Origin of the sequence: Sutcliffiella sp. NC1 (genome assembly GCF_027594365.1) — a bacterium.
Classification (GTDB): Bacteria; Bacillota; Bacilli; order Bacillales; family Bacillaceae_I; genus Sutcliffiella; species Sutcliffiella cohnii.
On sequence record NZ_CP115153.1, the window covers coordinates 3,332,896 to 3,358,022 of the forward strand.

Annotated in this window: 30 protein-coding genes; 8 read left to right on the forward strand and 22 right to left on the reverse strand. The window is 34.8% G+C overall.

The window, feature by feature from the left end; translation table 11 throughout:
* Positions 1-190: 190 nt before the first annotated feature.
* The 12 genes from O1A01_RS17420 to O1A01_RS17475 form a co-directional block, all read right to left on the reverse strand.
* A complete protein-coding gene (locus tag O1A01_RS17420; RefSeq protein WP_066412946.1) occupies positions 191-595 on the reverse strand; it encodes an Asp23/Gls24 family envelope stress response protein in 405 nt (134 codons plus the stop codon).
* A gap of 14 nt (positions 596-609) precedes the next feature.
* On the reverse strand, positions 610-1,962 hold the full coding sequence (accC, locus tag O1A01_RS17425; RefSeq protein WP_066412945.1) for an acetyl-CoA carboxylase biotin carboxylase subunit: 1,353 nt from the start codon (positions 1,960-1,962) through the stop codon (positions 610-612).
* A 12-nt stretch (positions 1,963-1,974) separates the two neighbouring features.
* Positions 1,975-2,475 (reverse strand): acetyl-CoA carboxylase biotin carboxyl carrier protein, encoded by a 501-nt coding sequence (gene accB / locus O1A01_RS17430; protein WP_066412943.1) that lies wholly within the window; start codon positions 2,473-2,475, stop codon positions 1,975-1,977.
* 860 nt (positions 2,476-3,335) lie between these two features.
* Complete coding sequence (locus tag O1A01_RS17435) at positions 3,336-3,941, reverse strand: SpoIIIAH-like family protein (protein WP_270064585.1); 606 nt, start codon at positions 3,939-3,941, stop codon at positions 3,336-3,338.
* A gap of 3 nt (positions 3,942-3,944) precedes the next feature.
* Entirely contained in the window at positions 3,945-4,625 is a 681-nt protein-coding gene (gene spoIIIAG, locus O1A01_RS17440) for a stage III sporulation protein AG (RefSeq protein ID WP_235858200.1), read from the reverse strand.
* Positions 4,622-5,239, reverse strand: a complete 618-nt coding sequence (gene spoIIIAF, locus O1A01_RS17445; protein WP_270064586.1) for a stage III sporulation protein AF — start codon at positions 5,237-5,239, stop codon at positions 4,622-4,624. The genes spoIIIAG and spoIIIAF overlap by 4 nt, the downstream gene beginning before the upstream one ends.
* A 10-nt stretch (positions 5,240-5,249) precedes the next feature.
* Positions 5,250-6,422, reverse strand: coding sequence for a stage III sporulation protein AE (gene spoIIIAE, locus O1A01_RS17450; protein WP_066418455.1), 1,173 nt, complete (start codon positions 6,420-6,422; stop codon positions 5,250-5,252).
* Positions 6,423-6,447: 25 nt separating this feature from the next.
* Complete coding sequence (gene spoIIIAD, locus O1A01_RS17455; RefSeq protein ID WP_174522382.1) at positions 6,448-6,837, reverse strand: stage III sporulation protein AD; 390 nt, start codon at positions 6,835-6,837, stop codon at positions 6,448-6,450.
* A gap of 14 nt (positions 6,838-6,851) precedes the next feature.
* Positions 6,852-7,055 carry a stage III sporulation protein AC gene (gene spoIIIAC, locus O1A01_RS17460; protein ID WP_066418459.1) on the reverse strand — a complete coding sequence of 68 codons (204 nt, stop codon included), beginning with the start codon at positions 7,053-7,055 and terminating at the stop codon, positions 6,852-6,854.
* Between the two features lie 18 nt (positions 7,056-7,073).
* Positions 7,074-7,586, reverse strand: coding sequence for a stage III sporulation protein SpoIIIAB (spoIIIAB, locus tag O1A01_RS17465; protein ID WP_066418462.1), 513 nt, complete (start codon positions 7,584-7,586; stop codon positions 7,074-7,076).
* Positions 7,587-7,596: 10 nt separating this feature from the next.
* Positions 7,597-8,511 (reverse strand): stage III sporulation protein AA, encoded by a 915-nt coding sequence (gene spoIIIAA / locus O1A01_RS17470; RefSeq protein ID WP_066418464.1) that lies wholly within the window; start codon positions 8,509-8,511, stop codon positions 7,597-7,599.
* An 86-nt stretch (positions 8,512-8,597) separates the two neighbouring features.
* Entirely contained in the window at positions 8,598-8,879 is a 282-nt protein-coding gene (locus O1A01_RS17475; protein WP_066418466.1) for a YqhV family protein, read from the reverse strand.
* A gap of 181 nt (positions 8,880-9,060) precedes the next feature.
* Between O1A01_RS17475 and O1A01_RS17480 the strand changes: the two genes are divergently transcribed.
* Together O1A01_RS17480 and O1A01_RS17485 are read left to right on the forward strand one after the other, a co-directional pair.
* Positions 9,061-9,843: an ABC transporter ATP-binding protein gene (locus tag O1A01_RS17480; RefSeq protein ID WP_270064587.1), complete on the forward strand. Its 783-nt coding sequence runs from the start codon at positions 9,061-9,063 to the stop codon at positions 9,841-9,843.
* 2 nt (positions 9,844-9,845) lie between these two features.
* The gene (locus O1A01_RS17485; protein ID WP_270064588.1) at positions 9,846-11,489 is read left to right on the forward strand and encodes a hypothetical protein; all 1,644 of its coding nucleotides are present in this window, start codon (positions 9,846-9,848) and stop codon (positions 11,487-11,489) included.
* A gap of 51 nt (positions 11,490-11,540) precedes the next feature.
* Here O1A01_RS17485 and O1A01_RS17490 read toward each other — a convergent pair whose 3' ends face one another.
* Positions 11,541-13,214 (reverse strand): glycoside hydrolase family 13 protein, encoded by a 1,674-nt coding sequence (locus tag O1A01_RS17490; protein WP_270064589.1) that lies wholly within the window; start codon positions 13,212-13,214, stop codon positions 11,541-11,543.
* A gap of 372 nt (positions 13,215-13,586) precedes the next feature.
* On the opposite strand from O1A01_RS17490, the gene O1A01_RS17495 reads away from it, so the two are divergent.
* Positions 13,587-14,840: a TolB family protein gene (locus O1A01_RS17495; RefSeq protein ID WP_270064590.1), complete on the forward strand. Its 1,254-nt coding sequence runs from the start codon at positions 13,587-13,589 to the stop codon at positions 14,838-14,840.
* A 40-nt stretch (positions 14,841-14,880) separates the two neighbouring features.
* Here O1A01_RS17495 and efp read toward each other — a convergent pair whose 3' ends face one another.
* From efp to O1A01_RS17515, 4 genes are all read right to left on the reverse strand, one after another.
* Positions 14,881-15,438 carry an elongation factor P gene (efp, locus tag O1A01_RS17500; protein WP_066418477.1) on the reverse strand — a complete coding sequence of 186 codons (558 nt, stop codon included), beginning with the start codon at positions 15,436-15,438 and terminating at the stop codon, positions 14,881-14,883.
* Between the two features lie 84 nt (positions 15,439-15,522).
* Positions 15,523-16,584 (reverse strand): M24 family metallopeptidase, encoded by a 1,062-nt coding sequence (locus O1A01_RS17505; RefSeq protein WP_270064591.1) that lies wholly within the window; start codon positions 16,582-16,584, stop codon positions 15,523-15,525.
* Positions 16,584-17,024, reverse strand: coding sequence for a type II 3-dehydroquinate dehydratase (gene aroQ / locus O1A01_RS17510; RefSeq protein WP_084380552.1), 441 nt, complete (start codon positions 17,022-17,024; stop codon positions 16,584-16,586). Before aroQ ends, O1A01_RS17505 begins: the two co-directional genes overlap by 1 nt.
* Before the next feature lie 85 nt (positions 17,025-17,109).
* On the reverse strand, positions 17,110-17,631 hold the full coding sequence (locus O1A01_RS17515) for a YqhR family membrane protein (protein ID WP_066418483.1): 522 nt from the start codon (positions 17,629-17,631) through the stop codon (positions 17,110-17,112).
* A 424-nt stretch (positions 17,632-18,055) separates the two neighbouring features.
* Between O1A01_RS17515 and O1A01_RS17520 the strand changes: the two genes are divergently transcribed.
* Positions 18,056-18,445, forward strand: a complete 390-nt coding sequence (locus O1A01_RS17520) for an SA1362 family protein (RefSeq protein WP_066418485.1) — start codon at positions 18,056-18,058, stop codon at positions 18,443-18,445.
* A gap of 69 nt (positions 18,446-18,514) precedes the next feature.
* Here the strand turns inward: O1A01_RS17520 and O1A01_RS17525 are convergent, their stop codons facing one another.
* Together O1A01_RS17525 and mntR are read right to left on the reverse strand one after the other, a co-directional pair.
* Complete coding sequence (locus tag O1A01_RS17525) at positions 18,515-19,399, reverse strand: patatin-like phospholipase family protein (protein ID WP_066418487.1); 885 nt, start codon at positions 19,397-19,399, stop codon at positions 18,515-18,517.
* Positions 19,400-19,551: 152 nt separating this feature from the next.
* Positions 19,552-19,974, reverse strand: coding sequence for a transcriptional regulator MntR (gene mntR / locus O1A01_RS17530; RefSeq protein WP_066418489.1), 423 nt, complete (start codon positions 19,972-19,974; stop codon positions 19,552-19,554).
* A 167-nt stretch (positions 19,975-20,141) separates the two neighbouring features.
* On the opposite strand from mntR, the gene O1A01_RS17535 reads away from it, so the two are divergent.
* Both O1A01_RS17535 and O1A01_RS17540 read left to right on the forward strand, forming a co-directional pair.
* The gene (locus O1A01_RS17535; protein WP_066418491.1) at positions 20,142-20,432 is read left to right on the forward strand and encodes a hypothetical protein; all 291 of its coding nucleotides are present in this window, start codon (positions 20,142-20,144) and stop codon (positions 20,430-20,432) included.
* 64 nt (positions 20,433-20,496) lie between these two features.
* The gene (locus O1A01_RS17540; protein WP_235858206.1) at positions 20,497-20,637 is read left to right on the forward strand and encodes an NlpC/P60 family protein; all 141 of its coding nucleotides are present in this window, start codon (positions 20,497-20,499) and stop codon (positions 20,635-20,637) included.
* A gap of 45 nt (positions 20,638-20,682) precedes the next feature.
* Here the strand turns inward: O1A01_RS17540 and O1A01_RS17545 are convergent, their stop codons facing one another.
* From O1A01_RS17545 to O1A01_RS17555, 3 genes are all read right to left on the reverse strand, one after another.
* Positions 20,683-21,966: a DUF4179 domain-containing protein gene (locus O1A01_RS17545; protein WP_066418494.1), complete on the reverse strand. Its 1,284-nt coding sequence runs from the start codon at positions 21,964-21,966 to the stop codon at positions 20,683-20,685.
* The gene (locus O1A01_RS17550) at positions 21,959-22,501 is read right to left on the reverse strand and encodes a sigma-70 family RNA polymerase sigma factor (protein ID WP_066418496.1); all 543 of its coding nucleotides are present in this window, start codon (positions 22,499-22,501) and stop codon (positions 21,959-21,961) included. The genes O1A01_RS17545 and O1A01_RS17550 overlap by 8 nt, the downstream gene beginning before the upstream one ends.
* Positions 22,502-22,675: 174 nt before the next feature.
* Positions 22,676-23,158 carry a DinB family protein gene (locus O1A01_RS17555; RefSeq protein WP_270064592.1) on the reverse strand — a complete coding sequence of 161 codons (483 nt, stop codon included), beginning with the start codon at positions 23,156-23,158 and terminating at the stop codon, positions 22,676-22,678.
* 141 nt (positions 23,159-23,299) lie between these two features.
* On the opposite strand from O1A01_RS17555, the gene O1A01_RS17560 reads away from it, so the two are divergent.
* Positions 23,300-23,455, forward strand: coding sequence for a hypothetical protein (locus tag O1A01_RS17560; RefSeq protein ID WP_270064593.1), 156 nt, complete (start codon positions 23,300-23,302; stop codon positions 23,453-23,455).
* Positions 23,456-23,629: 174 nt separating this feature from the next.
* Entirely contained in the window at positions 23,630-25,123 is a 1,494-nt protein-coding gene (locus O1A01_RS17565) for a spore germination protein (protein WP_066418502.1), read from the forward strand.
* The last annotated feature ends 4 nt before the right edge of the window (positions 25,124-25,127 follow it).

Sequence of the window (25,127 nt, forward strand, 5' to 3'; positions counted from 1 at the left end):
CAATTTTCTCTTTAAAAAGATATACTCAACGATTCTATTCTTTTTTTCATCTTTTCCGACTATTGTTGCGTTTATACAACGATGATTCCTTCATAAATAGATAATGCACTTCAACAAAGTCAACAACTTTTAACAATAGCAAAAATAAAAAGCCTTGTAAACCGCTCAAGTTTACAAGGCTTTGAAAGTGTTACATTTCTTGATCTACTTCTACTTCTTGTTTTGCTGTTTCGAATTGAACACCAACTACATGAATGTTTACTTCCGAGATTTCTAGAGCTGTCATATTAAATAAAGCTTGACGAATATTGTCTTGGACTTTTTGTGCAACTGTTGGAATGGAAACCCCAAACTTCATTACACAATATACATCTACTTTAATACCTTCTTCTGAAAGGTCTACCTTTACACCTTTACCGTGGTTTTTTTTGCCTAGTTTTTCAACAACACCAGCTGCAAAATTACCACGCATTTGCGTTACACCATCTACTTCAGATGCTGCAATACCAGCTATCACTTCAATTACTTCTGGGGCAATTTCAACTTTCCCAAGTGATTCATGACCACTCATGTCTAACAAGTTTTTTTCAGCCATTATTTTACCTCCTTTTAAGACTCCATCACTTTGTATTTCTCTAAAAACTTCGTATTAAAGTTTCCGTCTTTAAATACTTCGTGATCCATAAGTTTTAAGTGGAACGGAACCGTTGTGTGAACTCCTTCAATAACAAATTCACTTAAAGCACGTTTCATTTTTGCTATTGCTTCTTCCCTCGTAGCACCGTATGTAATGAGCTTCGCTACCATCGAATCATAATATGGCGGAATTACATAACCAGGATAAACAGCAGAATCAACCCTAACACCGAAACCGCCTGGAGGTAAGTACATATCTATTTTACCAGGTGACGGCATAAAATTCTTCTCTGGATTTTCTGCATTTATGCGACATTCAATAGCCCAACCGTTAAAAGTTACATCTTCTTGTGTTAGTGATAGCTTTTCTCCTGAAGCTACACGAATTTGTTCTTTTATTAGATCGACTCCAGTTACCATTTCAGTTACAGGATGCTCTACTTGAATTCTTGTATTCATTTCCATAAAGTAAAACTTACGGTTTTGGTAGTCATATATAAATTCTATCGTACCTGCACCTGAATAGTCTACTGCTTTTGCTGCTTTTACTGCTGCTTCGCCCATTTCAGCACGCATTTCTGGATCGATTACTGGAGATGGAGTTTCCTCTACTAACTTTTGAAGACGTCTTTGGATAGAGCAATCCCTCTCTCCTAAATGAATGGTATTACCAAAATTATCTGCCAACACTTGGATTTCTACGTGACGGAAATCTTCAATGTATTTTTCAATATAAACTCCTGGATTACCAAATGCTGTTGCTGCTTCTTGCTGTGTGATAGATATACCTTTTTTTAATTCTTCTCTATCTCTCGCAACACGGATACCTTTCCCGCCTCCACCAGCGGTAGCTTTAATAATAACAGGATATCCAATTTCTTCGGCAATTTTCACACCATTCTCAACAGATTCAATAACTCCTTGTGAACCCGGAACAATCGGAACGTTCGCTTCCCGCATTGTTTCTCTCGCGATATCCTTTGTACCCATTTTTGTAATTGCTTCTGGACTCGGTCCTACGAACGTAATGTTACATTCACGGCATAACTCTGCAAAGTCTGCATTCTCTGCTAAAAATCCATAACCTGGATGTATGGCATCAGATTCTGTAAGTTTAGCAACGCTAATAATGTTGGTAAAATTTAAATAACTGTCCTTAGAAGATGTTGGGCCTACACAATAAGCTTCGTCCGCTAACTGTACGTGCAATGCTTCTCGATCGGCTTCCGAAAATATGGAAACGGTTTCAATCCCTAATTCACGGCAAGCGCGAATGATGCGGACAGCTATTTCTCCTCTATTTGCAATTAATAGTTTTTTTATCATAAAAGTCTCTCCTTACGCTTGCTTTACTAAGAATAAAGGTTGACCGTATTCTACTAATTGGCCATTTTCTACTAAAATTTCTACAATTTCACCTTTTACTTCTGCTTCAATTTCATTGAAAAGTTTCATTGCCTCTACAATACAAACTACTGAATTTTCGCTTACTTTATCTCCAATTTGAACATAGGCACTTGCATCTGGTGATGGGGATGAATAGAACGTTCCTACCATCGGAGACGTAATTTTGTGTAAGTTCGTATCTTCTACAGGTTTAGTTTCTTCTTTTACTGGTTGTGCTGTTGGTGTTGCTTGTGGCGTAGCTGCTGCAGCGATTGGGGCTTCTACTGCTGCTGGTTGAACTGGCGCCGGTGTTGGAGCAGAAGCAACAACTGTATGTACTTCACCTTTTTTCTTTAGTTTAAGTTTTGCACCTTCTTGCTCGTACGAAAACTCGTCTATATTCGATTGGTCGATTAGTTTAATTATTTCACGGATTTCTTGAATTTTTAACATTTTTATTTCACTCCTAGTTTAAAATGTTTCTATTACAAACAAAAAATAAAATTTCTTTTATATCATACGACAGGAAGCTATGAAATTCAACTTAAAAATAGTAATAGATATTATAACCAAGTACTAACTAGTTCTTTTTTATCTACCTTGAAAATAAACGTATTTTGGATAATACATTTCTTTTTTAGACAACAATGAATGTTGTTATTGGTTTAAGTTAGTCCGTTTCATTTCGCTACAGACACTTGCTTTCCGCGGGGAGATGGCTAGCTTCGGCGGCTAGGTCCGGCTCAAACTTCCCTTTTCCTCCGTACGATAAGTCAACATCAGCTCACTATCGTTCGCTGTGTTTCCTTTATCTCCTGCGGAAAAAGTCCAGTTTGATTGGACCTGAGCGAGCCGCCTACGCTTTTCGTGGAGTCAAGCCTCCTCGGCTTCGCCTGTGGGGTCTCGACCTTCCCTCTACCTCCCGCTGGAGTCAAGTGTCTTTCGCTCCATTCCACTCTCGGTTCTGTATTTTGTGAGGTGAAAAATTTTGGCAACTTATATGAAATCTACCCATTTTCATTCCCATAGTGCAAAATTGCCACTAGCATAGGTGTCTCCCCTTAAAAGTAGGTGCGTTTAAGGAAAATAGCACTTCATTTTTGACAACGTAGTAAGTTGAATTCTACCTTAGATTTTTATGCGATAGAGAAATTTTACTATTCGTTGAAATAGATTTGAGAATTTCAAACAACATTAGAAGCAAGGTAATTTACGGATATATATATATAAGATTCGACGTAAAATGGATATTCCTTTTTTAATTGAGTATTTTATACACAAAAAAGCGCTAGGGGTACCTAGCGCTTTTGGTTTTAGTCGTTGTTTGCAGTTGCAGTTGCTTGGAACTGGATTGCGACGTTTTCGTTACGTACATTTGGGAATTGCTCGCGAATTAAGTGATAAATTTCATTCGCTAATTTAGGTGAACTTTCTTCAGCTTTAAGCATTACTGTAACTTCACCATTAATGACTCTTACTAGAGCATCGTCAATACCACGACTTTTAATTTGTTGTTCTAACATTAATTCTTTACTTTCTATGTCGTGTAGCGCATTTAATTCTTCTTTCGCTTTATTAATTTCATCGATAGAAAGACTAGTATTTGCTGTTACTGCACTTAAATCGTCTTTTTGTTTACTTCTAATATCGTTTAGTTTAAAGCGTAAGCCAGCTAAATCTTCTGCGCTGGAAATGTGTGAAATAACTTCGTTGTCACCTGTAGTATCTGCATCAACATCTGTATCATCTTCTTTAGTAGCATCGTTGTCACCACTTGTTGCATCCATATCTTGCTGTTCTTGCTTATTTTCATCAAATGCTAATTGATCATTCGGACCACCTACGAAATAATAAACGGATAAGACAAATACTAAACTTAACATCGTTAATAACCAAACTGTTTGTTTTTTCAATAACATCTTTTATTCCCCCTTAGTTTTTTTCGGAACTACAGCAACTTTATGTTGAGGTACATCAAGTACTCTCGTTACCGCTTCCACTATCATCTGTTTTATTGTTATACTTTCAGCCCCTTGAGCCACGATTAACACGCCACGAATGGGTGGTTTTTTCGTTTCAATAATAATTGGTTGTTCGTCATTCCCACTTCTAGTTATGACGACTTGTTCATCTTTTGAAACATCCTCCACATTTCGCTTTCCACCATCACGATCTGTTTCTTCCGTTTTTTGATTATGAGTAGACTTATTTGTTTGCAGCACTTTCAGCTCAGAAGCATCGACATTTACAACAACTGTTGCTTCTTCGACACCTTGCATAGCTTCAATTGCTTCTTTTAACTGGTTTTCATAATGTCTTTCATAATCGGAAATCGTCATAGGTGTGTTTTCGGTGTTTTTTTGACTAAAGGCTGGTTGCTCGTTATCGTTTTCATTTTCTACACTTCCTAATGTTGGAACTGATGGATTTGCAGTTAAATTACTCTCTCCAAAAAACAAATTACTGAAAAGCATGAGCCCGACTCCAATTGTAAGAACGACTAGCATATATTGAAATTTGGTGGATTTTTTATCTCCGCTCGATAGGAGCCCTTTTAACCATGGAATAAAGTCTTTACTTTTCTCTTTATCTCCCACGCTCACCTTTTCCCCCCTTCCATTACAACCGTAATTTGAGTACTTTGTATTTGCCACTGCTCGGACAAAAAGCTTTGAACGTTTTCTGTTTCTTTTGCTGGCTTTGGTCGTTCTATCGGTTTGGAGGTGTCAATTGAAACAGGCTCAACTTCTCGAATGGCTGTTACGGAATCTTTTTCTACTAGATAAATTGCGATATGTTCTATTTCGTCTTCTGTATGGTTGACTGGATCTTCCTTAATATCTAAATCTATGTCTTCTACGATTAACCCATACTGCTCCATCAACTCCTCTTCTACTAAATCTTTTAGTTGGACAGCCATTTGTTCTAATTTATATGCACGAGATGAGGCTTGTATTTCTCTTTTCTTCAATTCTGTTGAATTTTTTAAATTTTTTTCTGAAATGATAGATGGATGATCGGAAAAACTAGCAAATAGCTCGTCCATATCTGTAGAAAGTAATTTAAATATTGGTGTTAAAATAATGACGATTAATAGTAATCCAATGACAAGCTTCGTATACTTTTGCATGCTAGAGTTAGGGAGTAGCATATCAATAACAGTTGCTAACAAAATAAATAAGATGATACTCGTAATCCATTCTGTTAAATAACTCATTTTCTCACCCCTAACGCACCATTACGGTAATATTTCCAGCAGCAATAATAATCGTAATACTTAAGAAAAACATAAAAGAAACAATCGCTAAAGCTGCAAAAATATAAATAACACTTTTACTAATAATATCTAAACACGCAATAACTGGACCTCCACCAATTGGTTGCAAAAGTGCAGCTGCTAGTTTATATATAATCGCTAGTGATAAAACTTTTAAAGCAGGAAACGCGGCAATTAGTAATAAAACTACTACACCAAGTATACCGACTGTATTCTTTAAAAGGAGAGAGGCGCTTATTACAGTATCTGTCGCATCTGTAAACATTCTTCCGATTACCGGAATGAAATTACCAGTGACAAATTTTGCCGTTCGAATCGTAATTCCATCTGCTACCGCAGCCGTTGCTCCTTGGACCGAAATAACTCCTAAGAAAACAGTTAAATAGATTCCGAGAATACCAACACTAATATTCCGTAACAATTGTGCTAATTGCGTGACTTTATACTGTTCACTCAATGTGCTTACAATGCTTAAAATTGCCGATAAAAAAAGTAGAGGTAAAACAACGTATTGAATTAATAATCCACTAGTATTCATTAAAAAGATGATAATTGGATGAAAGATTGATGCCGATACAAGGCCACCTGATGAAGCTATGAGAGCTAGCAGTAAAGGCACTAAAGCTAAGATGAAAGCCATCATATTTTGAATGGCATCTGTTGTGTAAGTGATTGCAATATGAAAACTATTCAGTGCGATGATGATTAACACCATAAATACGACGGAGTAGGCTATTTTGCTAACGGCTTTTTGATCAAAAGCATTTTGCAACGTCTGCAAGAACATACTAAAGATTGTTAGTAATATTAAACTTCCAAGTAATTTACCGTTTGTTAACAGTTCATGAAATAAGTATTTTAAAAATCCTTTAAACCATTCGGATAAGGAGAACGACTTGTCCCCTGTTACATAATCAATAAAATCTCCTTTTTGACTTTCTGGCAGAAACCCACCATACTCCGTCATAATTTCATCCCAATATTGTTTAATTTCATCTACTCCTACTCGATCGAGCTGCTCTGTTACAATTTCAGAAGGAGTAGTTGGAGAGGCTTGTACTACAGTAGGTAGAAAAATCAATGCGACGACGAAGAGGGCAACAATTACAACAAATCGGTTCATCTTCTCCCCTCACTTTATTATAGTTTTATGATGGAATTAAATTAATAATTGTCTCAATAATCACAGTTAAGATAGGAATTGCCATCGCTAAAATAAGAATTTTTCCACCTAATTCAATTTTGGAAGCAATGGCACCTTGTCCAGCATCTTTCGTTATTTGGGCACCAAATTCTGCGATGTAGGCAATTCCAATTATTTTTAAAATTGTTTCCACGTAGATCATATTAATGTTGGCGTTTATTGCGATTCTTTCTAGCATTCTAATAACTTCTAAAATTTGATCCACTAAAAATAAAAAAATAACACACCCGACAAAAACTACGAGCATAAATGCAAACGTCGGTTTTTGTTCCTTTACAATTAATGCTAAAAAAGTAGCAACTAAACCGAGACCAACTATTTGAATAATTTCGATAGGTCACCACCCCTTTATTGAAACAAGAAGACCGACTTTATTTTTTTAAATAAATCCTCTACGATACTTGCAACCATAAATAATATATAAATAAATCCTAGTAGCGTTACCCAGTTGGCGTACTCTTCTTTACCTAACTGTTTTAAAACAGTATGCAAAAAAGCTACAACAATTCCTATTCCTGCTATTTTAAATATGACATCAATTTCTATGCCCATCATGCTTCCCCCTATTTTTTACATCAATAAGATAACGAGCAGTAGGCCCGTCAGTAGTCCGAGGCTTTTAACCATTTTTTCGTATTTCGCTTGTCGATCTCGGGCATCTAATTCTTCTCGTTCTAAATGTGTAAGTGCAAGGATAATATGTTTTTGCTGTGTACTTCGATCATGCTGTCCTAGCGTTTCACCAAATTGCTTTAGTATTTCTAGTTCTGCCTTTTTTAGAGCGGTATTCTTCCAAATTTCATCTAAACTACTATTCCAAGCTTCCTTTACACTCTCTTCCGCCTTTCGTAATTTAGTTGCAAATTCTTCAAAAAACCAATTTAGTGGTTTATCAAGCTGTCCAGCTATATTTTTTGCTGCATCCGCTAACGGCATATGTCCATACATTATTTCTGCTTCTAGTGACTGTAAAGCAACCTTTAGCTGTCTTAGCTGTCTAGTACGTTCTGTAAAATGTCGAGCAGCCTCGAGCCCTGCCCAAGAAGTGGCGACTAAAATGAGAACAGCTCCTAATATTTTCATTTTTATACACCTACTTCCCGTAAATTACTTTTCCCTGCTCATCCAATATTCGTTCAATCGACCCAGGACCGTTTGATCTTGTTAACAGTACAAATCGTTTAATCGCCTTTAAATCAAGAATTTTTTTTATTGTTGGCCTTGTTTGCAACTCTTCAAGAGAGCTACCATGTACGGACATTAATAGCCCAACTCCTGCGTTTACAGCTTCCATCGTTGCTATACTATCTTCATCTCTTCCAATTTCATCTACAACAATTACATCAGGACTCATGGATCGTATTAGCATCATCATGCCTTCTGCTTTCGGGCAGCTATCTAAAACATCTACCCTTACACCAAGCTCATGTTGAGGAATTCCTTTCACACTTCCTGCAATTTCTGATCGTTCATCTACAATACCAACCTTACAGGATGGAATAGAACGTTCTTTGTCACCCATGCTCATTATTCTTGCTATGTCTCTTAATAGAGTCGTTTTTCCTGTTTGTGGTGCACCGATTACCATTGTGCTTTCCCATTTTTCTCCATATAAATAAGGGATGAGTTTCGTTGCAATACCTATTTTTTGTTTAGCAATCCTAATATTAAAAGATGAAATATCACGGATTGCCTTAACTTTTCCTTTTTCAGTAATAACCTTCCCAGCAAGTCCAATTCGGTGACCGCCTGCAACCGTAATGTAACCACGTTTCAACTCTTCTTCTAATGCATAAATGGAATACTGACTAATCTTATTTAGAAGTTGTTGCCCATCTTCTTCTGTGACAGTGTAAGGGGGGAAAATCGGGACTCCGTCTGTAATGATCTCTAACGGACGCCTTACTCTTATTCGTATTTCTTCCACTCTTTCTTTAGTCATTGGAGAAAGGTTTTTAATAATAGAACTGATAGAAGTAGGCAGGACTGAAACAATATCATGTAACATTTAAAGTGCTCCTTTTATACCTTTATTACTTAAATGTATGCAGGCTTGACCACCTTATATGCTATTCATCTTTAAAAAATAGATTGCTATTTATATATTCCGTATAAAATAAAACCTACACCTATTAAAATGAATATTAGTTTTGAAAACGAGATTTCATCTGCCAAACTGATTAACCCGATCATCATCGTAGAAATAAAAATTACAGGTCCGACTACAGCTAACATCGAGTTAACAATGATTGCTTTTTTCACATCATTTAACATAAAGATAACGATTGCGGCAGTTATTTCTAATAATCCTGAAAAAAGCCTCAACCCTGCCATTGATAAAACAACTTGATCTACATTTGCGAATAACTTTTTCATCTTAACCTCCGAATTAGTAAATGATTGCAAAAGCACTACTTGTACAACGTATGCACAACCACAATAAATAAGAAGTTTCTTACTAGAAAAATAAGAAACATTCGAATAAATAATTCACAAATAATTCCTTTTACATGATAAGCTTACAATAGGAAAACTAGTAAAATTTGGAGTGAAGAGTATGGTAGAAGAAACAATATTATCGATAAAAAACTTGAAAAAAAACTACGGGATGAAAGATGTGCTAAAAGGTGTTTCTTTCGAAGTTTCACGTGGGCAAATCATTGGATACATTGGTCCAAATGGTGCTGGTAAAAGTACTACTGTTAAAATTATGCTAGGAATTGAAGATGAATATGAAGGAACAATAGAGATTTTTGGTAAAGATATTTCAGATGGAAATGTTCAATTTAAAAAGAAAATTGGGTATGTACCAGAAATTGCGGAAGTTTACGATAACCTTACGGGACATGAATACCTTACATTTATAGGTGAATTGTATGGATTAGACTTTGAAGTGGCCGATTATAAAGCAAGAGAACTTATGGAGTTATTTGGAGTTGGAGAAGTCTATCATTCTCGCATTGCCTCTTATTCTAAAGGTATGAGGCAAAAACTTTTAATCATTTCTAGTTTATTACATAATCCCGATTTATTATTTTTTGACGAACCGATTAACGGATTGGATGCTAATAGTGTCATGATTTTTAAAGAAATAATGACTCAGTTAGCGAAAGATGGAAAAACAATCTTTTATTCTTCACATATTATGGATGTAGTTGAGAAAATAAGTAGTCGCATTATTCTATTACACGACGGGAAAATTTCAGCAGATGGCACATTTGAAGAGTTAAAACTTCAAAATAAAGAAGGAACTTTAGAAGAAATTTTTAATGAACTAACTGGATTTAACGAACATAAAGAGATTGGTTCCAAATTTGTGTCCGTCGTAAAAGAGGTGTAAAAGTGAAAGAGTTTTTTACATTAAAGTTGTTAGACCGTTTTCAATGGGTATTTAATCGTAGTGATATAGATTACAAAATGATGAGAAAACTACTTCAAGTTAAGTTTACGATGGATGGTCGCAGAGTACCTACTATTTTTCAGCAAAACAACCGGAAAAAAGTTGAAACAGATAGTAATCAATACGTTAAGTCGCTATGGATATATGTATTATTTGGTCTTTTCATGATTCCGTTTATTCTTATGGATAACAATTACATGTTTCAAATGAGTTTCGTTTACGGAATATTAATATTCATTATTAGTACATCGCTAATATCTGATTTTTCTTCTGTTTTACTAGATGTTCGTGACAGAAATATATTATATCCAAAACCTATAAATAAAAAGACTATTAGTGCAGCTAAAGCCATTCATGTTACAACTTACTTATGCTTATTAACAGTAGCTATTGTAGGTATACCGTTAATTGTCGGGTTATTTAGACACGGCCTATTATTTTTTCTACTTGCCATTTTTTCTATTATATTTATTGATATATTTGTTGTCGTTCTAACAGCACTCATTTATATATGGATATTGAAATTTTTTGATGGCGAGAAGCTGAAAGATATTATTAATTATGTTCAAATAGGTCTTTCACTTGCGATAATGATTGGTTACCAACTTTTAGCTCGTTCATTCGAACTAATGGACTACATCATTGTGTTAGAACCTGAGTGGTGGCAGCTATTCATTATCCCAATGTGGTACGGTGCATTAATGGAAATTACTTTAGGTAATAGTGTAAATAACTTTTATATACTGTTAGCGTTATTAAGTGTAGCAATCCCTATTATATCCATTTGGTTATATGTTAAATTGCTCCCTACTTTTGAAAGAAATTTACAAAAGCTCACCTATCACGGAAAAGTTAAATACAAAAAGCAACCAAAATACAAGGAATGGTTTATGAATATCATTTGTACTTCAAAAGAAGAAAAAGTATTTTTCCGTTTTGCTAGTTTGATGATGAAAAACGAACGAGATTTTAAGCTTAAAGTATATCCGTCACTTGGCTTTTCGTTTGTAATTCCTTTTATTTTTCTTTTTAATGTTTTCAAAACAGACTCTGGGTTTGAGCCTCTCACTAGCAAAGCGTATCTTAATATTTACTTTAGTCTCATCATTATCCCTACAGTAGTATTAATGTTAAATTACTCCGGAAAATTTAAAGGTGCGTGGGTATTTAAAGTAGCACCGTTAGAGGAGTTAAAACCAATTTTCAGTGGAACGATAAAAGCCTTTCTCGTAAAACTTTATTTACCGATTTATTTAACGTTAAGTGTCATCTTTATGTTTATTTTTGGTGTTCGAATTTTACCGGACTTACTATTAGTTTTGGTTAACGCTTGTAATTTCAGTATTATTTGTTTTTATATATTAAATAAAGGACTCCCATTTTCCGAATCCTTTGATTCATCGAACGAAGGAAGTGGAACAATCATTTTTCTTACAATGCTCATTGTTGGACTTTTTGCAGGGATACACCTAATTAGTACACTTATCAATTTTGGACAATATATTTTTATCGTTATTTCGCTAATCACTCTAATCGTCCTCTGGAAAAAAGCTTTCAATAAATCATGGAAAACTCTCTATTCCTAGTTACACCATAAAAAACACCGACCATTATTTTGGCCGGTGTTTTTCTGTTATTTATTTTTTCACTACATAAACCCTTGTTTCATAAGGCTTAAGTTCAAAGTTCGTAATACCTTTATGAAAAGGAACCTCATAATTAGAAAGTTTTAAATTACTTGAAGAAAGTACAATGTTATCAAATTTATAAGTTGCTTCTTCTCCAGATAAGTTACTTATAACGACTGCAGTCGTATCATTTAATGTTCTTGTGTATGCGTAAACTTTATCATCGTCTTCTAAAATGAGGTCGTATATACCGTAAACGAATACTTCTTCTGACTTACGAAGCTTTATCATATCGCGATAATAGCTTAATACAGATGTTGGGTCATTCCACTGAGCTTCAACGTTAATCTTCGTGTAGTTTTCATTTACCCCTAACCATGGCGTTCCAGTAGTAAAGCCAGCATTTGGCTCACTATTCCATTGCATAGGTGTTCTGGAATTGTCTCTTCCTTTCATCCAAATCGATTCCATTACTTTTTGCGCATATTCTCGACCTTTTTTACTTTCAATTGTATATAAGTTTTTCATCGCAACATCATCATAATGATCAATTGAATCAAACTTTACATTTGTCATGCCTAACTCTTGACCTTGATAGATGAATGGCGTTCCCTGCATTAAGAAATAAAGAGAGGCTAACGATTTAGCACTTTCCACTAAATATTCTTTATCATTCCCCCATGTTGAAACAGAGCGTGCTTGGTCATGGTTTTCTAAAAACAAAGCGTTCCAACCATTTCCTTCAAGTCCTTTTTGCCATTTCGTTAATGTTTCTTTTAGTTGAATAACGTCAACTCCGCCTTCGGTTCCTTTTTCCCAAAGTCCTAGATGCTCAAATTGAAAAATCATATTAAACTTACCGTTCTCTTCTCCTACCCATTCATCCGCTTGCTCTATTTTTACACCATTCGCTTCGCCAACAGTCATGATATCATAACGTGCAAACGTTTGCGTTTTTAGCTCTTCTAAAAACGGTTGAATACCATCAACGTTCATCATGTAATCAAAGGAAGGTACGTAATCCAATTTTTTAGGATTAGGCAAATCCGGGAAACCTGGCTCTTTTTTAATATGCGAGATAGCGTCAACACGGAAGCCGTCAATCCCTTTATCTAACCACCAGTTAATCATATCGTACAATGCAAAGCGCACATCTTTATTTTCCCAGTTTAAATCTGGCTGTTTTTTATCAAATAGGTGCATATAATATTGTTCTGTTTTCTCATCATACTCCCAAACTGATCCACTGAAAATACTTTCCCAGTTATTTGGCTCTGAGCCATCAGGCTTTCCATCTTGCCAAATATACCAGTCACGCTTCGGATTTTCTTTAGAAGAACGAGATTCAATAAACCATTCATGTTCATCACTTGTGTGATTTATAACTAAATCAATAATTAACTTCATACCTCTTTTATGTGTTTCTTCTAAAAGTAGGTCAAATTCTTCCATTGTTCCAAAGTCATCCATAATATCTTGATAATCACTTATGTCATAACCATTATCGGCATTTGGTGATTTGTACATCGGACAAATCCATATAACATCTATTCCTAATTCTTTTAAATAGTCTAACTTTGTTAAGATACCTTTTAAGTCTCCAATTCCATCTCCATTAGAATCAACAAAACTTCTCGGATAAATTTGGTATGCAACTGCTTCTTTCCACCACGTTTTTTTCAAAATAAACACTCCCTTAATATAGAAAAACTGAATTTCGCTTTTAGTTTTAAGTTGTCTATCTTCTGTTTTTCTTATAGAACTTATAAGTGCATGCACATTTTGTGATGCAAATAAGATAAAAAGAAATTGCGTAAACGTTTGCACAAATAGATAAAAAAAATTAGGCATACTGCTCATCCTTACTATATCATGTTTTACAAAGAATTCAATAAAAATTTTCAAACAGGATATTAGGACTATATTCATTAATTTTGTTTTGTATAAAGGAATTCAATCGATACTTTTATGGATGATAAAACGTGAATTGGTAAAACTAGTAGATAACAATTTATGTTGAGGATCTTGCAAAATTAAAATAGTAGGTGTTGCATCTTGAAGAAATTAATTTTACTTAGTATTGCCACTCTTATATTGTTTTCACCGATAAACGTCACTGCTCAAGAGAATGGGAAAGAAACCGGGTTAAAAGCTGCGTTTATTCGGGAAGGACATCTTTGGTTATATCACGAGTCAGAAACAACTCAATTAACAGACGACCTTTACGTATCTAGGCCAATTTGGTCTCATGACGGAACATGGTTAGCATTTGAAGCTAATTCTACGATAGAATCTGAACAACAAGAAGGATTAAATGACATTTGGCTTCATCATTTACCGACTAATAAACAATTTAAATTATCCATTCCTGGAAAAGATATTTATTGGTCTCCAACCAAAAACGAGTTAGCCTTTATTTCTGGGTCAAGCTTATCACTTGTACAGTGCACTAGTGATGGTCCAGTCATTTATCCTTTAACAGACGGCGTTTCATCTTTCACTTGGGCTTCTAATGGAAAAAGTATGGTCGTAACTGCTGCTGCAGCAATATTTCCAGATGGTTGGAGTCATCCACGTATTTACAATGCCACTTGGAAAAAAGGAAAAAAAGAAGAAGAAATTGAAGTATCTGTTTCGTCCATTTTTACCGTGCCATCTCCAGTGAAATTAGAAGATATTTCTGTACTATCCATTGCACTTAGACATTTAAAGTGGTCTCCTGATGAGCGTTGGATAAGTATGACTGTTACCCCAACCGCTTCTTGGAGCATGGATCAAAACATTGTTGGTATTTTTGCTGTTGAAAATAAAGTATTTATTCCTCTAGGTGAAATTTTAGATAATCCGTCATGGATTCAGTGGGCTCCAACAAAGCCTATAGTTGCTTCTATACAAGGTAGTGGTAGAACAACAGTTGGAATTAATAATAAAAAATTAGTTGTTCAAACTGTAATGCCTACTCAAACGAAAACGTACACACCGAAAGGCTATGCTGATATTGATTTTACATGGTTAGATGATGAAAAAATAGTCGTTGCAAGAGGAAAAGAAACGAATAAGCCTTCTGAGTTTTTTCAATCTACGTTATTTGTTGTTAATACGAAAACAGATGAACAAGTACAAATAATCCCAAATGAGGATAGAAAGGCAGATAGTGCCCCTATTTTATTGCATCGTGCCAATAAAATAAGTTGGATGAGAACAAGCGATCAAAAAACTAGTATATGGGTGAGTAACCCGGACGGTTCTGATGCAAAGATGATATTAGAGCATGTAGACGTTATTGAGTGGTACAACCCTAAAAAATGAAAAAAGGCATCCTTGGTTGGATGCCTTTTTCCATTACTAATTAAGCTCTAGAAACATAAGATCCATCTGTTGTGTTAACAATTAACACATCACCTTCGTTAACGAAGAAAGGTACGTTTACTACTAATCCAGTTTCCACTGTTGCAGGCTTCGAACCACCAGAAGCAGTGTCACCTTTAATTCCTGGTTCAGTTTCTGTTACTTTTAGTTCTACTGTATTTGGAAGCTCAATACCAAGTGTTTCGCTTTGATACATCATAATTGCAACTTCCATGTTTTCTTTTAAGAACTTAAGCTCGTATTCAATTTGCTTTGATGGTAATTCGATTTGCTCATATGACTCGTTGTCCATGAATACATGGAGATCACCATTTGCATATAAATACTGCATTTTACGGTTATCTATTTGTGCTTTTCCTACTTTTTCTCCAGCACGGAATGTTTTCTCTTGAATAGCACCTGTACGTAAGTTACGTAATTTTGAACGAACAAACGCAGCACCTTTTCCAGGTTTAACGTGTTGGAAATCCATTACACGCCAAATACCGTTATCTACTTCAATTGTTAAACCTGTACGAAAATCGTTTACTGAAATCATTTTAATTTCCTCCTACATTTAAACAAAAGTTACTTAATGGTATTGTTACCACTGTAAATAAAATCTACTCTATCCAAAAAGCACTTATAAAATAATAAGTTCCTTTGTAGAGTGGGATAGACTCTCATTTCCATCCGCTGTTACAACAGTATCATCTTCTATTCTTACTCCACCTAAACCAGCAATATATATCCCAGGTTCTACTGTTACTACCATACCAGGCTCTAATATAGTATCAGATTTTAGTGAAAGTGATGGTCCTTCATGAACTTCCATTCCAAGACCATGTCCAGTGGAATGTCCAAAATACTCTCCAAAACCTTTTTCCGTTATATAATCTCGAGTTAAAGCATCTGCTTCACGGCCAGTGATACCAGCTTTAATTCCTCTCATTCCACGTAATTGTGCTTCTAATACAACATTATAAATGTTTACTAATTCATCGCTAGGTGTACCTACAGCAACTGTTCTTGTAATATCTGAATTGTATCCTTTATAAAATGCTCCAAAATCAAGGGTAACAAATTCTCCAGATTCAATTACTTTACTAGACGCTACACCATGTGGCAACGCAGAACGATGTCCGGAAGCAACGATAATATCGAATGAGGAAGAAACGGCACCTTGTTTTCTCATGAAAAATTCTAATTCATTTGAAACATCAAGCTCCGTTATGCCAGGTTTTATGTATGTAAGAATGTGCTCGAATGCTGCGTCCGCAATTTGAGTAGCTTCCTTTAATATATTAATCTCTTGTTCTGTCTTAATCAAGCGTAACTTTTCGATAACGCCACTAATCGGTACAAGTTCTGCCCCAATCTCTTTTCTAAAAGCTAAATATGTGGAAAATGTTACGTGATCTGTCTCAAAACCAAGTTTCGAAATACCAAGTACTTTTACCTGATTTGCTATTTCTTCCACAAGGCCACCTTTATGTTGAACTATTTCAAATCCTACACATTGTTTACTTGCTTGCTCTGTATATCTAAAGTCTGTAATAAATACTGCTTTTTCAGCTGTAATAATTGCTACACCTGCAGTACCAGTAAATCCAGTTAAATAGCTTCTATTTTTCCCACTAGTCACTAATAATGCATCCACGTTTGCTTCAGTAAATGCATTACGTAATTTGTTTAATTTTTCCATTATTTTTTCCCCCTTATTACATTTAACAATCCTTTTACAGCTAATTCATATCCGTCTAAACCGAATCCCACAATTTGCCCCTTGGTTACAGGTGCTGTAACGGAGAGGTGGCGAAACGACTCTCGAGCGTGAATGTTAGAAATATGTACTTCGACAACAGGAATAACAATACTATCAATCGCATCACGAATTGCGTAACTATAATGAGTAAATGCCCCTGGGTTTATAACAATACCTTCATATTGAGCATCTGCTTCATGTAATTTATCTATAATTGCTCCTTCATGATTAGATTGAAAAGTATCAATCAATAAATGATGCTCTTTTGCATATTCAGCTAATCGTTGTTCTAAGTCATTTAAAGTGTCACGTCCATAAACAGCAGGGTCTCGTTTGCCGAGACGGTTTAAATTAGGACCGTTTATTACAAGTAGCCGCATAATCATTATACTCCTTTTCTATCTCTTCAAAAAAGAAAAGAATGTTCGATTACAGAACATTCTATCATATAATACCACTTACCGACTACTCGTTCGATGTTTGTTGACCATGATTTTGGTCATGTTTCGGTTGTAATTCGTTATATTCATAAGAAACTGTATAACCCACGAATAACCCAAACAGAATAAATAAACAAAAGCTAGTGACAATCGTGTCTAATGTTAAATTTGGAACTGTTTTAATTCCTGGAAACATCGGATTTAAAATAAAAAACACAAGGCCCCAAAGAACAGCACCATAAATAAGACCCATCCAAAACTGCTGGAATTTTTTTAAAAAGGCAAAATAACCTATTGCCGCGCCAATCCCTATCACTCCTAATATAAATATACTAACAAAATTGCCAAAAACGCCATTTTTCCACTCACCGACAGCCCACGGTTGTAAAACAACATTAGGGCTAATCTCAATAAAGTTAAATACATAGGCAAGGTAACCTAACGCACTCCAAAGAAGGCCACCGACCAAACCAGTAATGACGACTCTTGTCATTAAACTCATCGGTTCCTCTCTTTGATTTTGTTCTAATTTTTCTTCACCAGCCAATTTAGTATCACCTCTTTTTCATGCTTTCTATATATCTTTCCAATTCAGAACCGCTTTCATTCAAGTACTTTACAAAAATAACAATAACTAATTTTATCCGAAACGCTACCATGAATATCATAATAATGACTGGTCAGAAAAAGGAGATTTTATGTTTCAAATCGAATATACATAATAGGGATAATGTTTATAATTATTAGGAATTGAACATTATAGATGATATAGTTAAGATGTATGAAAGGTTACACTTTTAGTGAGATAGTTTTTCTTATAAAACTAACAACATTCTCCTACTAATCAAAACTTTACAAAAAGTTTTTTAAGTTAATAGTATAAATTTTTCGAGCGAGCCTCATCCTAGTAATGTTACTAGGAATTATGCATAAATGTGCTAGTTTTTACGTGTAGCTGGGAGGTAGACAAAATGAAGAGTAGAACAAAAACAATAATCTTATGGACTATATTATCATTAGCAATCATTTATCTTATTTCAGAACTATTCACGAATACAAGAGGACTGCTAACACAATTATTAATAATAGTTGGAGCTGCAACTGTCTTTTATTTAGTGTTCCGTCATTTTATCGCTGGTAGGATAGGCGGCGGAGCAAATGGTTCTAAATATAAAAAAGCGGTGAAGCAATCAAAAAAGAAATACCAAGCGAAGCCTGCACCTTCTACATTTAATATGAAAGATCGTGCAGCAGTAAAGTCGAAACCGCAAAAAGCAACGAAACCAAAAAGAAAAACAGCCACTCACCTTACTGTCATTGAAGGAAAAAAAGGCAAAAAGAAAAATCGAGCATTTTTTTAAGCTCGATTTTTTTGTTTGCTATTTTTTTGCAAAAAGTAGTGACAATCCTGTCGCCCTCTCTCATCTACCTTAATAACACCACTTTCTTAAAAACATTTCCGTTCGTATACGACCTAGTTCTACTAACGATTTTTTTCTATCCTCCGTCATTTCAAATTCAGTTGTCATTACATGCTGTGTTGGTATAAAGATTATATTTTTTTCGTGACGTCTAGAAATATATCGAGCATCGTGAGCATCTTTCATCGTTTCAAACAAAGCTCCAAACATCGTAATTGCATTGTTTATCGTCTTTACTGGAACACCCTCCAGATTTGAACTTAATCGTATACCTAATGCAGGTCTTACCTTTTGTACATTATCTTTATCAAATAGCCATAAGGGAAAATTACTAAGTACTCCACCATCTACAAATAAAAACGGTACACCTTTATTTTTAATTTTAACAGGTTCAAAAAAATAAGGAATACTACAACTCATCCTTAATGCTTTAGCGACTGGAAATGTTCGTGGATCAATATTATACTTTGGGAGATCGTCAGGCAAAATGACAAGTCTTCCGCTAGTGACATCAGAAGTAATTACTCTTAACTTTTGATGCGGCAAGTCTCCAAACGTTCGAACCCCTCTTGCTTCTAATTTTTTATACAACCACTTTTCTAAACTATCTCCTTTATATAAACCTAAACGCCAATAAAGAAGTAGCCATTTTCCAACCGAGGAAGGAATAAGTGTTTTTCTTTCATCTAAAAAATTTAACATATCTGTTTCTTCTAACATCTGATACATTTCATCTGAGCGATATCCCGCAGCTATAAAGGCGGCTATAATGGATCCTGCGCTCGTCCCGGCAACGCGTACAAAACGAAAACCTCTCGCTTCTAACACTTGTAATGCACCTATCATGGCAAATCCTTTTATTCCACCACCTGAAAAAACACCATCGATGTCCAAGGAGGTCACCCCCAGTTTCATCAGTATGTTTAAATGTAGTGAAAGAGATTTCTTTTTATGACAATTTTATAGCTTGTCTTCTTATTTTTCTTGGAAACCTGACAAAAAAAGTCCCAAAAGTCAGTTCTACTAACACTTGGGACATTCCACTACTAATTATTTTCATTCTGTTTTTGAATTTGTTCTAACTCTTCGACCCGAATTTTATTATCTTCAAAATATTGTACTAGATCCCCTATTCGATCAATAGCATTCCAACTTAAATGATGCTCAATTCCTTCCACATCATTATATATGTTTTCTTCTTCAACCCCAATAATTCGTAAAAACTGTTCCAAAAGTTCATGACGTGCAACTAACCGTTTACCAATCTTTTTGCCCTTCGATGTTAATATAAGGCCTCTATATTTTTCATACACTAAGTAATCATCTTTATCTAATTTTTGTACCATTTTCGTAACTGATGAGGGGTGAACCGCTAGGGCTTCTGCTATATCTGAAACTCTCGCATATCCTTTCGCTTCTATTAGTAAATATATCTGTTCTATGTAATCCTCCATGCTCGGTGTTGGCATGATATCCCCTCCATCTAATCTGTGGTCCGAAACAAGCTTTTAATTAAAATGATACATGAACTTTTCTTTGCTGACAAGCTGATATGTGGCAGTTTTCAACACTGCTGTTTTTTGAAACCTTTTTAAAATTTGATCGTATAGATTATTAAGACAATGGAGGTATGTATATGGAATTTTTATTTATTGCTATTGGCATTGCAACTGCAGGTTATTTTATTGGAGAAGGACTAAAAAATTTCCAGTCCCCAAATTCGAAATCATTAATAGAAACTATTGAAGAAGACGATGATCATGAGCTTATTAAAGAAAATAACGTACACTACTTTTTAGGAGTGACGAAGGAGGATGCGAAACAATTAATTAGTGAGTACCCACACATTCCTCACATTCTATTAAATGGGAAGGTATATTACCAAAAAGCAAAGCTGAAGGAGTGGTTAAATACAATCGGCAAATAATTATAAAATAACTAATAGAGATCTTTTATTTATTTCAACGACTACTAGACGGAAGAAAAAAGGTATTCATCGAATCGGACACGTAGCAATTTATATAGGAAACAATAAAATGTTACACACTTACCGCCAAGGGAAAAAAGTACAAATTTCTACTATTAACACCTATTGGAGAAGTGTATTAATAGGTGTAAAGAGAGTTTTATAACAAGAAGAGAAGCAAACGTGTAGATTGCTTCTCTTTTTCTATTCCTTAATCAACGGGTATTTCTATCATATCGCCATACTCCTTCATGAAATGCATCCCGTTAATATATATAAATTCCGGTTCAGTATTCGCTTCAAATAATAACGTCCTTTCTTTCATTTGCTGACCGTCTTCTAATTTTACATATGATTGTCTCACAATAGTTTTTAAAGGGGTTACTTCTTCCTCTGTTTCAATCGAAACACCATCTAACATTACATCATTATCTGTTCTAATTGTTATTTCTACCATTTCTGATGTTGTATTGATATCTTGTATCCATAATTCTTTTTCGTTTAACATTGTAGGGTTGTTATTAGTCGCTAGCGCTAATTTTTTATCAACATTTTCGTAACCGGCAAACTCATTAATTTTTAGCTCCAATGAGTGGAGACCTTTTGGTAGTGCATCGTAATTTAGAGAGAATTTTCTTCCTAGTAAAGATGATTGATATCCCCCACCTAATGACGTAACCTCTTTTCCGTTCGCGTATAATTGAATACCCCATAAAGCATCAGGAACACGGTCAAAATTTTCAACATTTAATTTCCCTTCCACAACTGTCATAGTAGGTGTTGCCCTAATCGTTTGAAACGTAATCGTCCCCTTATCGACTTTTATCGCTTTATTAATAGATTGTTTAATTTCCGTTTGTAACGCTTTGTTCGGATTATATGGAATAGTCACGAATTCTTCTACTGTTTGGTTGTTGTTCATACCTTGTTGAAAGTTGACCGTCAATTTTTTCGCAAAAGGGCTGACCGGTTCAAATGATTGTGTTCCCTTTATTTCTGTTTGATTATCATCAACAATAAACGTACCCGATGTCGGAAACGAATTGGTCAGAAAGCCTGAAATAGGTAAAAAACGAAAATAATCTCTTATATGATCTTTTATTCCTTTTGGATTATTTAATGAATAATAAAGAATAAGTTGATTAGAGTCGGCCATAACACCTTCTATTGTAAGCTTCGTTCCATCAACCAAAGTTACCGTTTCGTCCACGATTTGTCCAAGTCCTTCTTCATTTAATTCCATTAATGTGCCTGTCATCATTTCATCGAAACCAAATAGTTTTTTTCCATAATAAGCTAAGCCATTATATTGATAACCTATAATAACAATAAAAAACATTGCCACTGCTACTAATTTCCATAAAGGAGCATTTTGCTTTTGTTTGTTTGGTGCCTTGTTTAAAGCTTCTCTCAATCTAGTTTCTAATTCATCAGGTGCAGTGTAAGAGTCTATTCGTTTTTTTTCTTCCGCTAATTTATCTTCAATGTTACTCATTCCACTCACCTCCGTGTAGTTCCCTTAACTTTTTCAACCCTTGAAAAATTCTAGATTTCACTGTACCTAATGAGACATTTGTTAACGTTGCAATTGATTGATAATCCATATCGTGAAAATATTTAAGTTGAATAGCTTCTTTTTGATGCTTATTTAATTGTAGCAGCATTTCCTGTATGTCCATTTGATGAACACTTTTTAAATAAGGGTTACTGGTCAAAGCATGAGATATTTCATCTGACTGTTCATTCCAGTCATCAATTAAAATTAATTTTTTGTTCTTTCGAAGCATCGTTTTGCAACTATTTACTAGAATTGTTTTACTCCAACTGTAAAACGCTTCTTCTTTTTTCAATTGATCAATTTTTTCATATATCTTTACAATCATGTCTTCCATTGCATCCATTGCATCATGTGAATTCCCCATGTAGCTAAAAGCAAGTCGGTAATATGTATCCTTATCCTCCATAATCAATTGTAGAAGCGCCTCCTTATTACCCCTTTTCGCTTTGTTCACTAACCGAACGATATTCATGCTCTCACCTCTCTCCCCTATATGAGTTTTGTGTTGAGTAAAAAGTTCATTTTATTTACATTCTTTTTTATTATAAAGATACGTTATTGACCTCGTCCCCATTGTTAGAAGAAAAAAAGCCCAGAGGTTTAACCCCGAGCTTACTTGTCATCATGTTTTAAATCTGAAAAAAATTTAATTAACTAATCCATCTTCTTTAGTAGGCCCCATAACACCTGGAACTTGTAAACCAGCTTGACGCAATAATACAGTCATTTGTCCACGGTGGTGAATACTGTGGTCCATAAGAACTTTAAGAAGAGCTCCTCTTGGTGTTGTACGACCAAAACTTTCAACTTCTTCTAATAGCTTTTCATCTGTTAGTTTTCTGTCTACTTCTAATTTTAACTCATCTATTATTTTGCGAAATGCATTTGCAATTTCATTAGCGGAAGTAGGGACAGATTTTTCTGAGCCAGGTGATTTTACATCTAGCCCCGCTAAATTAGCAAAAAAGGCAGTACTCGTTACAATATGCCAACCTAACCAACCAAGTGAACTGTGCCCTTCTACAATTGATTGATCCAACTTTTCGTCTGTTAGCGCCTCAAGTACTCGTAAAGTACCGTGTGATGAGTTAGACCAATCTACTAAAAAGTCGTTTACTGTTCTGTACATATTATCCACTCCTAATAATCATTCACTTTAATACTATCATAAAATTATTTTTTTCGTATTTTGCTGGCTTTCCTTTTTATTAAAATTGCTTTTTTCCTATCAAATTGTACATATTAAAAAAGAAACGGAGGTGTAAGTGAAATGTCAAATCAAGGAAGACAAAATAAAGAACAAACTCGAGAGCAAATTGAGAAGCATGATAAGAGTAACGACGTAGAGTTAGGAAATGAATTCACAATTGGAAATACTAAATCACAAAGTCAGAAAAAAAGTGGACGACAAGCAAATAAAAAATAATAACATCTCAAGTTTAAGTTCTATAGTCTTATTACTTACAAACATATATTGAGGAAGACAAGTATTATAAATTGTCTTCCTCTTTTTATTAGCGGTATTAATAAGCAGCATATGAATATAAAGAATTTTGGTGGTCAATATAAACGTAAATAGGTTAATTAAGGGGTATAAACTTTGGATTGGAAAAAATATAAACGAAAATTTAAAGAGCCAAAAAAGAAAGAAGAATTTAATACAGAAGTTATCAACGTTACGCTTAAGACCATTCTTAAGAAGGTAGAAAATATAGATGATTTAGTTGTAAAAGAAATTAGCATCGAAGACCATTGTTTTACTGTAATGTATATTTCTTCAATTGTCGATGCCTCTAGTATCCAAGAGAAAATGATTGATCCTATTTCAGATAGTGAGACTACCACTAGCGTGTTCAAAAAATTAAATAAACTAGAAAAGATAAATAATCAAGATCAAAGTCTTTTACTTCATGAACTAGCAAGTGGGTTTGCCTTTTTATTTAATAGTCTGGATGAAAATATTATATATAAACTTCCAGCGTTTAATGCCCCAGAACGATCCATTACTGCACCTGAAAATGAAACAACAATCTTAGGGCCACAAGATGCATTTGTAGAATCTATTGAAACAAATATGTCTTTGATTAGGAGAAGGATTCGATCAACAGAGTTAAAAAGCAAATCTTTCTTTTTAGGAACAGAAACAAAAAATTCTGTGAGCATTGTATATTTGGGTAACCTAGCAAACAAAGAAAATGTTGATCGAGTTATCGTTCGGCTCGAAAATGTCGAATACGATGGGTTTATAGGGATGCCAGTTCTAAAACAGCTATTAGAAGATAATCCATTCTCTCCTTTCCCTCAATTTGGAATTACAGTTAGAACAGACTGGGCTGTAAATGAGCTTTTGAACGGAAAAATTTTAGTACTATTAAACGGAAGCCCTGAGGTTGCTATTTTACCAACTACGTTCATGGAAATGTTTATGTCACCGGAAGACTTTTATAATAGATGGACGACTGCAACACTTTTAAGGACTTTACGCCTTTTTGGATTTTTCGTTTCCATTTTACTCACGTCAACATATGTTTCGGTGCTGACGTTTCATCCAGCAATGTTGCCTCCGCAACTCTTATCTATACTAGCTGATTCAAGGGCGAGAGTACCTTTTCCACCTGTATTAGAGGTACTTATCATTGAACTAGTTATTGAGATACTTCGGGAGGCTGGTTCTAGAATGCCTACAAAGATTGGACAAACAATTGGTATTGTAGGCGGTATTGTTATCGGAACGGCTGCTGTAGAGGCTGGACTTGCAAGTAATATATTAATTGTACTAGTTGCAACTACTGCTCTTCTATCCTTTATATCTCCAAACTTTTTAATGAGTAACGCAATACGCCTTATTCGCTATTTATTTATAATTGCTGCAGGTGTGCTTGGAATGTTTGGGCAAATGGTAACACTCGCTTGGTTAATAAATCACCTTTCCAACCTAACGTCACTTGGCTCTCCATTTATTTCGCCAGTCATTCCAAGAAAATGGTCTGATTTATTAAATAGTGTTCTCCGAGCGCCGGTTAAGTATATGACAAAGAGACCTGGAATTTCACGAGCAAAAAAAGATCTTGTTAAACCACTAGATGAGGAGTAATGTC